Annotated in this window: 11 protein-coding genes; 4 read left to right on the top strand and 7 right to left on the bottom strand. The window is 38.5% G+C overall.

All coding sequences use genetic code 11. The features are described from left to right. Window positions 1-12 precede the first annotated feature (12 nt). The 4 genes from NG743_RS26270 to NG743_RS26255 all read right to left on the bottom strand — a co-directional run bounded on the left by NG743_RS26270 (window position 13) and on the right by NG743_RS26255 (window position 5128). The gene (locus tag NG743_RS26270; protein ID WP_257121197.1) at window positions 13-573 is read right to left on the bottom strand and encodes a hypothetical protein; all 561 of its coding nucleotides are present in this window, start codon (window positions 571-573) and stop codon (window positions 13-15) included. An 89-nt stretch (window positions 574-662) separates the two neighbouring features. Further along, window positions 663-1886: a type II secretion system F family protein gene (locus tag NG743_RS26265; protein ID WP_027401135.1), complete on the bottom strand. Its 1224-nt coding sequence runs from the start codon at window positions 1884-1886 to the stop codon at window positions 663-665. A 76-nt stretch (window positions 1887-1962) separates the two neighbouring features. Then, window positions 1963-3063, bottom strand: coding sequence for a type IV pilus twitching motility protein PilT (locus NG743_RS26260; RefSeq protein ID WP_053539894.1), 1101 nt, complete (start codon window positions 3061-3063; stop codon window positions 1963-1965). A 64-nt stretch (window positions 3064-3127) separates the two neighbouring features. Beyond that, window positions 3128-5128 carry a GspE/PulE family protein gene (locus NG743_RS26255; RefSeq protein ID WP_027401137.1) on the bottom strand — a complete coding sequence of 667 codons (2001 nt, stop codon included), beginning with the start codon at window positions 5126-5128 and terminating at the stop codon, window positions 3128-3130. 642 nt (window positions 5129-5770) lie between these two features. Between NG743_RS26255 and grpE the strand changes: the two genes are divergently transcribed. The 4 genes from grpE (at window position 5771) to NG743_RS26235 (ending at window position 8482) form a co-directional block, all read left to right on the top strand. Then, the gene (gene grpE, locus NG743_RS26250) at window positions 5771-6445 is read left to right on the top strand and encodes a nucleotide exchange factor GrpE (RefSeq protein ID WP_027401138.1); all 675 of its coding nucleotides are present in this window, start codon (window positions 5771-5773) and stop codon (window positions 6443-6445) included. A 272-nt stretch (window positions 6446-6717) separates the two neighbouring features. Then, a complete protein-coding gene (locus NG743_RS26245) occupies window positions 6718-6873 on the top strand; it encodes a hypothetical protein (RefSeq protein ID WP_160170591.1) in 156 nt (51 codons plus the stop codon). 131 nt (window positions 6874-7004) lie between these two features. Continuing rightward, on the top strand, window positions 7005-7604 hold the full coding sequence (locus tag NG743_RS26240; RefSeq protein ID WP_027401139.1) for a hypothetical protein: 600 nt from the start codon (window positions 7005-7007) through the stop codon (window positions 7602-7604). Window positions 7605-7966: 362 nt separating this feature from the next. Then, on the top strand, window positions 7967-8482 hold the full coding sequence (locus NG743_RS26235) for a TniQ family protein (RefSeq protein ID WP_257121196.1): 516 nt from the start codon (window positions 7967-7969) through the stop codon (window positions 8480-8482). Window positions 8483-8493: 11 nt separating this feature from the next. Here NG743_RS26235 and NG743_RS26230 read toward each other — a convergent pair whose 3' ends face one another. The 3 genes from NG743_RS26230 to NG743_RS26220 form a co-directional block, all read right to left on the bottom strand. Then, the gene (locus NG743_RS26230) at window positions 8494-10533 is read right to left on the bottom strand and encodes a Z1 domain-containing protein (RefSeq protein ID WP_257121195.1); all 2040 of its coding nucleotides are present in this window, start codon (window positions 10531-10533) and stop codon (window positions 8494-8496) included. Window positions 10534-10583: 50 nt separating this feature from the next. Further along, window positions 10584-11909, bottom strand: coding sequence for a DNA cytosine methyltransferase (locus NG743_RS26225; RefSeq protein WP_257121194.1), 1326 nt, complete (start codon window positions 11907-11909; stop codon window positions 10584-10586). A gap of 180 nt (window positions 11910-12089) precedes the next feature. Continuing rightward, window positions 12090-12542, bottom strand: coding sequence for a MerR family transcriptional regulator (locus NG743_RS26220; protein WP_257121193.1), 453 nt, complete (start codon window positions 12540-12542; stop codon window positions 12090-12092). Window positions 12543-12623: the final 81 nt, after the last annotated feature.

The raw sequence follows: 12623 nt of genomic DNA, 5'->3' as shown, positions 1-12623 counted from the left end.
CCGGGCATAACTTTACGGGTTTTCGACATTTTCTTGATAAGATACTTGATATTCTTGATCTTCCAAAGTTATCGGCGTTTGTTTTACAAAAGGTAAGTCTGCACCTACTAAACCTCTTTGAATCCGTTCTGATGTTTGATTAAAAATTACAAACAGAGGATAAATGGTATTAGTACCTTCACTCAAAATATGACTGTGACGAGGGTGCATAATCCATTCATATTCTTTATCTAAGTAAACTTGGCTTTGTCTCCATCTTCCCAATAAATCAGAAAAGTCTTCATGGGGACGATGAATAAAAACCAAAATCTCCACACCGGTTTTAATTTTCCATTCCGGGTCACACATGATTATAGCGATATCACAGGGTAAACTGGTGGTTTGTGAGGTTTTAGTTTCTAGATCACGGATACGGACAATAGGTAAAGTGATAGTAATGACACTTTCGGCAGGACGACGGAGACTAGGAATCATCTCCAAATAGGGACGATGTTCTTTAAGGAGAGCGATCGCCGATAAATGATTGCTGTACTCAGCTAAACTGGTTTCATAAACAGATTTTTGTAAAGTCATATCTTTCTCAAATATAAAAATATAAAGTATGAAGAATAAAAGATTAAACTTGTTTATTTACTCTTTATTCTTCATCTTTCAATCCTTCCTTAACCCATCTTTTCAAATACTTTGAACATCGGCAGGTACATAGCCAACAAAATTGTCCCTACCATTCCCCCCAATACCACAATCATCACGGGTTCTAAAACGCTAGTAAGCGATTTAACTGCCTGTTCTACTTCGTCTTCATAGAAATCAGCAACTTTCATCAACATTCCATCTAATTGACCGGTTTCTTCACCAATACTCATCATCTGAATTGCCATACCAGGAAAAACCGATTCTTTGAGCAAAGCCACACTAATCATCCCCCCCTGTTGAACTTCTTCACGAGCAGCGTCAATAGCATTAGCAATAACTTGGTTTCCAGATGTATCTCGCACAATTTCTAAACAAGTTAAAATTGGTACTCCAGAACGAGTTAATGAACCAAAAGTCCGACTAAAACGGGCAATGGAAGATTTTTGAATTAAATCACCAAACAAAGGTAATTTCAGAGCAATACCATCAATATTTAACCTACCAAAAGGGGTTTTGTAATACTGCTTATAGGCAAACGATAATGCAAATAAAATCCCAATAATCAATAAAGACCAGTAACTTCGCAATATTGAACTACAGTCCATCAAAAATTGCGTAAGCGGTGGTAATTCTATACCTATATCTTTAAAAATGGCGGCAAAAATGGGAATTAGAAAGACTGTCATCCCTACAAAGATAGCAGTTGCCAAAAACCCTACTACCACTGGATAAGACATAGCCGATTTAATTTGGTTCTGTAACCGTGCCATATCTTCTAATAGTTTAGCTAAACGATTTAAAACCTCATCTAGCACACCCCCAATTTCTCCAGCTTGTACCATACTCACATACAAACCATCAAAACAATCAGGATGTTTACGCATGGAATCGGAGAGGTTAACTCCAGTTTGAACATCAGCACTAATTTCAATTAAAGCCGCTTTAAGCTTAGGGTTACCACACTGTTCAGAGAGTACACCCAAGCCTCTAACTATGGCTACACCTGCATTTACCAAAGCAGCAAATTGACGAGAAAAAACCGCTTTATCTTTTACAGAAACCTTAACAAAGGAATTCTGAATTTTCTGGATATCAAACCGAGAAGCCAAGCTTTGAGATTCCTTTAACTCTTGAACAACAAAACCTTGGTCTCTAAGATTAGTCCGAGCATCAGTCAAGGAATCAGCGGTAAATTTTTCAGTTCTGGATTTTCCTTGAGAATCACGAATACGAGCAACGTAGGTAGGCATAATATTAATTTAAAATTTTAGAATTGGTAATTGGTAATTGGTAAACATTTCCCCCTGTTCCCCTGCCTATTACCTGTTAACGCAATTTAGCTCCTGCTGGGGCTGTCGCACCAATTAGACGCTGGACTTCATCTGGTTTAGAGGTTTTAGAGATTGCCGCTTCAAAAGAAATAGTTCCAGCTTTGTATAAATCAGCCAAAACCTTTTCTAGAGTTTGCATTCCCAATTTACCACCAGTCTGAATAGCTGAATAAATCTGTGCTGTTTTTCCTTCCCGAATCAAGTTAGAAATAGCGGGAGTAATCACCATGATTTCTTGAGCCATAACTCGACCATATTCATTAGCTTTGGGATTTTTCTTAGGTACTAAAGTTTGACTAAAAACTGCAACTAAGGAGTTAGATAACTGCACCCGCACCTGAGTTTGTCTTTCTGAGGGGAAAACGTCAATAATCCGGTCAACGGTTTGTGCAGCAGAGCTTGTATGTAATGTACCAAATACCAAGTGACCTGTTTCTGCGGCGGAAATTGCCAAAGCAATTGTTTCTAAATCCCGCATTTCTCCCACGAGAATAATATCTGGATCTTCCCGTAAAGCTGCTTTCAAAGCATTAGCAAAACTCTTCGTATCTTCCCCTAATTGGCGTTGGTGAACTAGACTTTTGATAGGTTCATAAACAAATTCTACAGGATCTTCAACTGTTAAAATGTGTTCTGCCCTAGTCCGATTAATTAGGTCAATCATTGCCGCTAGGGTAGTAGTTTTACCAGAACCAGTTGGACCTGTAACGAGAATTAATCCTCTAGGTTTTTCCGTCATTTCCCGAACTATATCGGGCAAACCTAATTTTTCAAAGTTAGGAATTTTAGAACTTAATGCTCGTAAACAAGCAGCAAAAGCGCCCCGCTCTTTGTAGACATTCACCCGAAACCGAGCTAGTCCTTTTACACCATAAGAACAATCTAATTCCCAGGTTTGCTCTAAGGTTTTGCGCTGAGTGTTATTGAGCATACTAAAAATTAACCTTTGGCACTCATCAGCAGTTAAGGTATGTTCACCAATAGGTGTTAAATGTCCACTAATCCGAAAATAGGGAGGCAAACCAGCAGATAGGTGTAAGTCTGAGCCACCCATATTAATTAGTTGCTCCATTAAGTCTTCAATCATCATTTCCATAGTCTTGTTCCACTCCCATTAATTAACAATAAAAAACTGCAAACTCTCAATTCAAAATATGTGGTTAATCTGTAAATCGAGGTGTCATACAGTAAGGACAATCTAACCATTCTGGTTGTAATTCCCCTGTACAAGTCCGACAAGTCAGACCACTTTTGCGTTTAGCCTTTAATTCAGCTTCTAAACCTGTGTCTGTAAATGTTACCCGTTCTACCTCTTCTAGGGTAGTTGCACCTTGGCGAACTAGGTCTAAACTGTATGCCAGTAAGGTTTTCATACCCTCTTCAACAGCCACTTCTTTGATCCTTTCTGTAGGTGCTTCCTTGTTAATAAGGGTTTGTAATTCTTCAGTAATCCGCATCACTTCATAAACACCACAACGCCCCTTGTAGCCAATGCCATTACATCTTGAACAAAGATTTTTACGGCTGACTATTTCTTCTGGTGGGATAATATTGGCTTTATAGAAAGTCACCTGAGCCTCTTGGGAAGCTGATAAACCATAGCGAGCGAGTTCTTCAATGGTGGGACTATAGGCAATCCGACATTCAGAACAGACACGACGAACTAGACGTTGTGCTAAAACACCAATGAGAGAACTGGAAACCATGAACGGTTCAATACCCATTTCTCCTAAGCGAGCGATCGCTCCCGGCGCATCATTAGTGTGTAAAGTAGTTAATACCAAGTGACCGGTTAATGCCGCCTCAATCGCCGTTTTTGCAGTTTCCTTATCTCGTGTTTCCCCCACCAGCAACACATCTGGATCTTGACGCAAGAAAGCCCGCAAAGCCGTCGAGAAATCCAACCCCTTTTCCCGAATTACCTGTACTTGAGTAATCCCCGGTAAACTGTACTCAATCGGATCTTCTACCGTACTAATATTAATCCCCGGATCATTCTTTTCTGACAGTGCCGAATACAACGAAGTCGTTTTACCCGAACCAGTTGGTCCTGTCACCAAAATCAACCCAAAGGGCTTACTAACCATATCCTGAACAATTTTTAAGGTTTCTGGGTCAGTAATTAACTTATCTAAACCCAATTGGGTAGAGGAGTTATCTAAAATCCGGAGAACAACCTTTTCTCCATAACGACTAGGTAGAGTATTTACCCGAAAATCCACCTTTCTCCCCGCAAATATCCGGCGGATACGTCCATCTTGAGGTAAACGTCTCTCGGCAATGTCCAAATTGGAAATAATTTTAAATCTGGCTGTTACTGCCGGGATAATTTTTTTCGGCATATTTTCAAATGCCTCACGTAATACCCCATCCTTACGGAAACGAATCCGTAAATATTCTTCCTGGGGTTCAATGTGAATATCCGAAACACCCTCACTTAAAGCCTTCAACAAAATCCGATTCACAAGTTTAATAATAGGTGCATCATCAGCACCCTTCATCGCCTTATCTAAATCAACATCATCATCACTACTTTCCTCTATTTCCAGATTCTCTAAATTGTCTAAATCCCCCTTAACATCATAATTTTTTTGTTGATCTAAGGTCTTTTGGCGGGCAGCTTGCTCATTTAAGTATTGATTAATGATGCCCAAGTAATCTTTCTGCGTAATTACCCGCCGCTGAAAAGACAAACCTTTAGGACGCAAAATTCGGTTAAGATCATCAGAAGCCTCTAAATTATCTGGGTCAACCATCGCCATTAAAATATAAGGTGACGGTTGGTCATCATGTCTTGACAATGGCACTAGATAATGGCGACGACATAGCTCCACAGGAATGAGTTCTTGAATCAGCATCCCCACATTTGTTGTATCAATTTCGTTGATTTCAGTATCAAGCGACTCAATACCGTATAAAATTTTAAGTTCAAATAAGTGTTGTTTTTTGTATGCTGTTACCTGTTCAGGAGCTAATTTTCGGTCAGTAATTGACTCTAATACTTCTGTCAGTAGCTTGCCAGTCTTGCGGCTCGTAGCTACAGCCTGTCTCATTTGTTCATTATTGATATAGCCAGATGCTACTAGTTTATTAGCAAAGGGCGAAAACTCAGTTCTGATAGTTATCGCCGTACTGCGCCCTTGTGGTGATGAGTAAGTCATAAGCAAGTGGGTTAGGGTAGGGGAATCTCTTCTTTAAGTATTCCCTCACGGTGGTATATACTTCTCATTGATACTGTATTAAATTCTAGCCAACAACCTTTTGATGTAAAAATTTTTATATTGACAATTTATCACCATAGAATAACAGGAAGATCACATCCTACTGAAACATAGGTAACGAAGACAACCTCCATCGTGTTGCTAAACACGGAATTAAACCCATAATTACCTTACTCGCTGAAGGCTGAAGGCCGAATGCTGATAGCCTGTTAAATTTCTGCTGTTAAAAGCATCTAGGATGGGTAGATAATAGTAAACGAAAATAAACAGGTAAACTATTTAAAGAAGAATTCAGGAGTCAGAATCAATCAGTCGGGGATTCAGACCCACAAACGATTGAAGACCACCAAATCTAGGATTTGGTGGGGATCTTAAACCCGGTTATTCATCCGCCACTCGCACAGAATTCAGAATGGATTCTGACTCGGTGACTCCTGAATTCTGTTGGATAAACCAGGAATTGGGCGAATCAACTAAAGATGTAGCAAGTAGTTGCTAAAGTTACCAAAAACGCCTAAGTCTACCGCAAACCATTCTTCTCAGCACTTCAGTGACTGAGTTTTCCACTTACCACATATTCTTATGAAAAGTGACTCCCCGTCCGAAATTAACCCCCAAGACTCTAGCAGCGAAGCTAATGAGCAAGTAGCAAACCAAATAAATGAACAGGGAGATAATATACTCACTGAAGAAAATGGTAATGCTACAGCCAATCACATCGAAGTAGATATCTCTGTCTTAGCAGATTTATCTCAGCAAATTGAAACCCTTAAAGCTCAATTGGAAGACCGTAGCACTCAATATATGCGAATTGCCGCAGATTTTGAGAATTACCGCAAACGAACTGCCAAAGAAAAAGAAGAAATTGACCTACAGGTAAAGCGCAACACAATTACAGAATTGCTACCTGTCGTTGATAATTTTGAACGAGCGCGAGCGCACCTCAAACCCCAAGGCGATGGTGAAATGACAATTCATAAGAGTTATCAAGGGGTTTATAAACAATTGGTGGATTGTCTCAAACGTTTAGGTGTAGCACCCATGCGCCCTGAAGGTCAAGAATTTGACCCGAATTTGCATGAAGCTGTGATGCGAGAACCAACCGACGAACATCCAGAAGGAACTATTTTAGAAGAGTTAGTTCGGGGCTATTATTTTGGCGATCGTGTACTCCGCCATGCAATGGTAAAAGTAGCTGCACCGAGAGAAGATATATCTGTGGACTCAGAAGATTTGTCCAATCAAGATAACGGTTAGCCTAAACAGTATAAGGCTGTGGATACTTACTTAAAGTTCCACCGCCTTACGCTTATAGCATCGGGGTCAAATGAGCAATCGTACAGAAAGTTACGCTAAGGCTGTAACCTTTACTGGATAAGTATTTTGTCAATCAATATTTTTGGTAATTCTCAACGTACCAATTTACCCAAACTCTATTTGGTACAACAATTTCATACGACACAGCACTGGGTTGAGGCTCCTAAATTTCAGAGACTTCAATTGGTACAGGTATCTCGTAGGTAAAGAGAATGTTAAAAACAGGTCATCAAGTCCTTAGCGTAAGTTTCGGAATGGATGCTCATTTCACCCCTATTTCCTTAACTTTTCACGATAACCCCGACAGCTTGATAATGGCTTCGTCTGCTGTACCCCAACCCAACCTACAAGATCGGCGATCGCACTAATGTTGACACTTGTAAACATTAGTGTCACAATTATACTCGTGTGAATTAATGATGTTGTTACAGATATGACATACATCACTTTAACACTAATAATTAATCAAAACCATGAATACCACAATAGGAGAGAAAACATGACTTTGAAAATGAGGACTACATTTTTTGCAACTTTAACTGCTGTGGCTTTGACCTCAAATATTATCACTCCATATCAACCTTGGGTGCAAGCTCAGACTGTGAAACCTGTGCCTAGTCCAGTACCAACGTACAATCCTTCCCCATCAGTAACACCAAATCCCGTTGAAGTTACTATTCCTGACGGAACCGAGATTATCCTTTCCACACTTGATGAGCTTTCTAGCAAAACAGCAAGAACAGGAGATTTAGTTAACTTGCGGGTTGATGAAGATGTAATTGTAGAAGGTAAAGCAGTAATAACAGCAGGAACGCGAGCTCGTGCTGAAATTGCTGAAGCACAAAAATCAGGATTATTTGGTCGAAAAGGAAAACTTTCTCTCAAAATTTTGTCAACCTCAGCAGTAGACGGCACGAAGATATCATTGCTGGCAGGGCGAAATAGCGAAGGTGGTGGAAACGTAGGAGTCAGTATCGCTGTATTCGCCCTTGTCAGTCCACTTGGTTTTTTTATTAAAGGTCAGAATGCAGTCATTCCTGTTGGTACAAAGATCCGAGCAATTATAGATGGCAAAACAAAAATTTCGATATCTCAATGATACTCCCAGCCAACAGATACTTCGACAAGCTCAGTACAAGTGGCTTATTTGTTTGGGGTACAGCCGGGATACCAGCAAGTGCGATTCGTTCTGGAGAAACCCCAGTTGTACAGTGACTAATTATCTGTCATTGTGACAAATTAATGTCATTTTATAAATCCTTGCTTTACAAGGATTTTAGCGTCTTAACGATATTATACTTCAATCCAGTTAGTGACAAAATAAATGTCGTTTCCCATGAACATGACAAATTAACTGTCGCGTTACTGATTAAAAAAAGTTTTTGTATATTTTCATAATGACAAATTGACTGTCGCTTTCCGGTAGGCTGTTTTACAGGAAGTGGCGCAGGAGTACAAGTGATGACTGCACCAGATGTTAAGCCTTGGCTTTTTATCATCCAACCTTATGAAGGGGAAAGCCTGAGCCATTTTCTAGGTCGTTTTAGACGGGCTAATCATTTATCTGCTGCTGGGTTGGGTAATTTGGCTGGGATTGGTGCAGTAATAGCACGGTGGGAAAGGTTTCATTTTAATCCTCGTCCTAGTCAAAAAGAGTTGGAGGCTGTCGCATCTGTGGTGGAAGTGGATGCCCAAAGGTTAGTCCAAATGCTGCCACCTGTTGGGGTGGGTATGCAGCATGAACCCATTCGTTTATGTGGTGCTTGTTATGCGGAAACACCTTGTCACCAGATTAAGTGGCAGTTTAAGGAAACTGGGGGATGCGATCGCCATAATTTGCGTTTACTATCCAAGTGTCCTAAATGTGGTGCGCGGTTTAAGATTCCGGCATTATGGGAAAATGGAACGTGCGATCGCTGTAGGTTGCCGTTTGGGGAGATGGTATTTTATCAAAAGCCAGTCATATCATCTAATTGAAGACAGGTAACTCAGCTTTCATTTACAGAAAATGCGTAGTTACCATCTGGAAATCGGATAACTGGAATCCAGAAAGGTACTCCATCCCAACCCTTATTAAGACTACCAATATTTCGAGTCATTAGTAATGCTGGATACTGAGGGTTAATACCGTATGGAGCATTCCTATTATGAGGGGGTAACACAGCACCCACTTGACCATTTCTATCTATATTTTGGCTTCTTCCAATATCTGCTTTCCGATTAACAATAACTAATGAACCCGTGTTTTGGTAGCTAGATCGATATTGTAGAGCAGAAACAGCTTGTCTAATCAAATCATCATTCCAAGTACGACTTAATCCAGGTGTTTGATACTGAAAATACAGAATCTCTAAAATATCATCAATTGTTACTGTATATGATTGTTGCAGATTAGAATATTTAGCGGTAGACAGCAAATCATCAAGGTTTTGGGTTTGATTACCCAAAATATTAGGATTAGATATTGGTAATGATGGAAAATACTGACTTCCTCCTTGATAACTTACTAAAGTAACTGTATTTTCATTTAAAACATTACGGCGTGTTGGTTTAATTCCTCTTGACATTAAAGGAATGACTTGAATAGGTAAATGTGTCGATTGACATTGTTTTCTAACTAAATTATCACTCTCATGAATGTCAACAAATCTTTGAGCTAAACGAATTGGTAAGTAAATACGAATAGCTGGTAATTCATTACTACGATATCCATACATTCTAGCGTGTTGTAAAACTGTATCCATCTGCGGTTGTTGAGCATCTCGACCATAGTAAGTAACAAGCAGATTTTTGACAGTGACACCGCGACCTAGTTTTGTACCACCTATATAAAGGGTATGTCTTCGTGTTAGAGGTCCAATTCCGTTGCCACTGTCAGAGTTAATTTCTATAACTTCTGTAGATGTAATTAGTCTTGCAGTTTCTACCAAAACATCATCAAATGGTCTAACATTTACAAAAGTTTGTTGTAAATCATCGTAAGCAGTTTGTAATTCTACTCTAAGATCATTAGACAAACCCATAATTGGGTTATTAGGATTTTGCCTAAGCTGATTCGTTAATTCATTTTTAAATTTACCCACTAATTGTGCTGCTAAATGATGATCGTCCTGTCTAAAGCTAGTATGGAGAAGATATGTATATTTTTTATTTTTGGAACTTCCTTGTAGTCTCAATATTGCTGCTCCTAAAAAAAATAGCAACATTGACTGTATAACAGTATCAGGAATACGGTTACTCGTTCTCAAGCTATTAAGATCAATATCAGGCACTTCACGAATATGATCAGAACTACCAAAGTCATTGTTATCAAAAAAAGTGTTTCCACCAGCGTAACCTGTACCTGGTTTGGTAACAACAACAAAATCTGGTCTGAACGCACTTTGACTATCTTGTAATAGTAGAGATTGAGGAGTAGCGGTGGTTTGCAGATAAGTATGAGAATTAAGATAATTTCTTAAATCAACAATTGCTCGATTTACTGCACTTGTAGGTTTATTTTGATTATTAATATTAGTGTCTAAACTAGCTTGATCTGCCTCATCATCAATAATAATAACTGGTTCATTTTGCCAATTAGATACCTGAACGATATTTAAAACATCTCGTAACTTACGCGGATTTTTAGAAATAACCAAAGCTAGTGGTAAACTGGGAGTAGCTATTGAATTTTGTTTGATTTCTGTCTTACCAAAAACTATAAAACTATCTAACGCTCCCTTGATTCTTTTAAGCGTTTGTTCATAGATATCATTTAAATCAGATGTCATCACCACAAAATTCTTGAACCCATTATCTGCGGCTAAAGCCATAGTTGTCAGAATAACGGAAGTTTTTCCACTTTGTACGTGACCATAAATTAATCCCTTCACAGATCCATGTTCTGTAGGCTCTTGACACCGTTCTATTACCTCAGTTGCAGTTTCGAGAATTGTATCAAAATCAGCATAAGAAATATTTTCTTCATCATATAAATATTCTCTGAGATTAGTAATATTATCTCCTTGCAGGTTGTTTATCTGTGCCATAGTTTATTACCTCATCAATTTATTAGAGTTAGAATTTTAAGAAATGAAAGCTAAAGTTTAAGTATGTGTTTAGCTATTGCTAGTGTTAAAAGAAAGCTCACGGTATTAGCTAATTGCTGTTGTTTGTGCATTAAGCCTGTATTTTTAGAATTATCTGTAGAGCCACAGAACGTAAACCAGTCAGGAAGAGACTGTAGACGAGTAGCTTCTCGCAGAGATAATCCTCTATTTTGGTCTGGATGAATAATCATGCTTTTACGGTAATTACCAATTGTGATTGAAGGTTCATCCCACCTTAAACGTCTGTAGATATTACTGTGGGTATTCTCTATATCAGAATAGTTAGTCATCAGATGTCGAATATTCTGCCAGTTTCCACCAGCCGGAATATGTCCATATCTATCAATTACATAATCTTTTTGTCTTGAAACAATGTGACCTTCAATAATATCTGGAGTTGCCATTTGGCGCATTTGTTGTAAAAACGGATTTGTTGTTAATTCTTCATAAATCGGTTCATTATATTCTTGAATAACTCGGCTTTCACCATTATCAACCATAGGTAGATCAGCAATCGCCTCTTGGAGTGTTACATAGTTATTTCCCCCTTTTGCTCCATGTGTAGGTAACGGAAATGCGCCCCATTCGCCAAAATGATCAACTGTATAACCTAAATCTTTATGCAATGCTAATAAAAAAAATCTATTACGGTGTTGTGGAACTCCATACCAAGCTGCATCTAAAATTGCTGGAAAGAGGACATAACCAGCATCTGTAAACTTCTTTTCAATATAGTCAATTACCGTTAAATTACGTGGATTTTTGCTTTTATTAGAACGAGGTGTCCATAGAATACCTTGCACATTTTCCAAAAGAATTGCTTTCGGTGCTAGTTCCAAAGAACATTGAATAAAGTATTCAACCAGTTGATTATAAGTGTTCTTGGCATTCCAATTACTTCTATTTGATTGTGAAAACCCTTGACATGGCGTTCCACCAATTACAATATCTACACCATCTGCTTTTTTGACAGCTTCATGTACAAGCTGGCAATCCTGTTTTTTAGTTAAATCTATAGGAGTAAAATCAGAAGGAATAGAGTCTTCAATGCAATTATTTGAGTTATTAGAAAAGTATTTATAATTAGTTTCAAGGCTTTTTAAATATGTTGGGTTAATTTCAGCAGAATTAATAATTCTAAATCCTTTTTTTTGCTCACCAGCCATCAGAAATCCAACACCCATTCCCCCTGCTCCAGCAAAAAGCTCCACGACACGCAGATCATTTCTTGATGCTGTAAGCGCACCATGTAAAGAAGTAGTGTCAGACACGACAGATGAAGAACTATTAAGCTCTTCATCTTGTTCTTTAGACAATTTGATATTTGCTCTGTAACGAACCCTTGAACCCGGATTACAAGCTGTCTTTATCATAGAATGTGTTCTGTTAAAAAATTCAATTAGTAAGATGCTTGCTACCTGGGGTAAATATCTATGTAAAAATTGAAATTAATGTCAGGATTATAGCATCAATACTTATTTAGCACAATTTTTCACTTATTTAGCATTATTTTTCAGATTATCCCTCAATTGTTGATGCACGCGATCGCCCAAAAAAGGAATCACAGTTTGTCCCTCACAAAGTGCCTCTAATGCCGCTTGCTGGTCAAACTCCGCCAGTTGCAAAGGTTGTTCAGGCGATTTTGAAGGTAAAAACATCAACCGCTTCATCTTATCTTCAGTAACAGACTCCTCAAATAGCCAAGGCTCTCTTTTACGCAAAGTTTCCAAAGCTACATGACACATCTCAAAATTTAAACCAATTGACAGCAAATGCTCCATTACTGACAGTGCCAACAAGTCAGCCTTAGAATAATAAACATTTCTTCCCTTACCACTGGCATTAACCGTAGGTACTATAACCCCCTTCTCCCGCCAATACTGTAACTGTCGGCGAGAGCAATGAGTAATTTCTGCTGCTTCGGTGCTTGTGTAGAATTTTCCTTCCATAAGAATCATCCTATAGAAGCTTTTTCTAAAACACATAATTTTTTAGAATAACATTATGTGTTTTTGTGATAATGTATTTTC

The organism is Dolichospermum heterosporum TAC447 (assembly GCF_024584745.1).
GTDB lineage: Bacteria > Cyanobacteriota > Cyanobacteriia > Cyanobacteriales > Nostocaceae > Dolichospermum > Dolichospermum heterosporum.
This window is presented reverse-complemented; position numbering and strand designations above follow the sequence as displayed.

Excerpts from the sequence above, each read along its gene's own strand:
- NG743_RS26245 (WP_160170591.1), top strand. The coding sequence starts at position 6,718 with ATGTTAAAAACAGGTCATCAAGTCCTTAGCGTAAGTTTCGGAATGGAT.
- NG743_RS26240 (WP_027401139.1), top strand. The coding sequence starts at position 7,005 with ATGACTTTGAAAATGAGGACTACATTTTTTGCAACTTTAACTGCTGTG.
- NG743_RS26235 (WP_257121196.1), top strand. The coding sequence starts at position 7,967 with ATGACTGCACCAGATGTTAAGCCTTGGCTTTTTATCATCCAACCTTAT.
- NG743_RS26220 (WP_257121193.1), bottom strand. The coding sequence starts at position 12,542 with ATGGAAGGAAAATTCTACACAAGCACCGAAGCAGCAGAAATTACTCAT.
- NG743_RS26255 (WP_027401137.1), bottom strand. The coding sequence starts at position 5,128 with ATGACTTACTCATCACCACAAGGGCGCAGTACGGCGATAACTATCAGA.
- NG743_RS26265 (WP_027401135.1), bottom strand. The coding sequence starts at position 1,886 with ATGCCTACCTACGTTGCTCGTATTCGTGATTCTCAAGGAAAATCCAGA.
- grpE (WP_027401138.1), top strand. The coding sequence starts at position 5,771 with ATGAAAAGTGACTCCCCGTCCGAAATTAACCCCCAAGACTCTAGCAGC.
- NG743_RS26270 (WP_257121197.1), bottom strand. The coding sequence starts at position 573 with ATGACTTTACAAAAATCTGTTTATGAAACCAGTTTAGCTGAGTACAGC.
- NG743_RS26260 (WP_053539894.1), bottom strand. The coding sequence starts at position 3,063 with ATGGAAATGATGATTGAAGACTTAATGGAGCAACTAATTAATATGGGT.
- NG743_RS26230 (WP_257121195.1), bottom strand. The coding sequence starts at position 10,533 with ATGGCACAGATAAACAACCTGCAAGGAGATAATATTACTAATCTCAGA.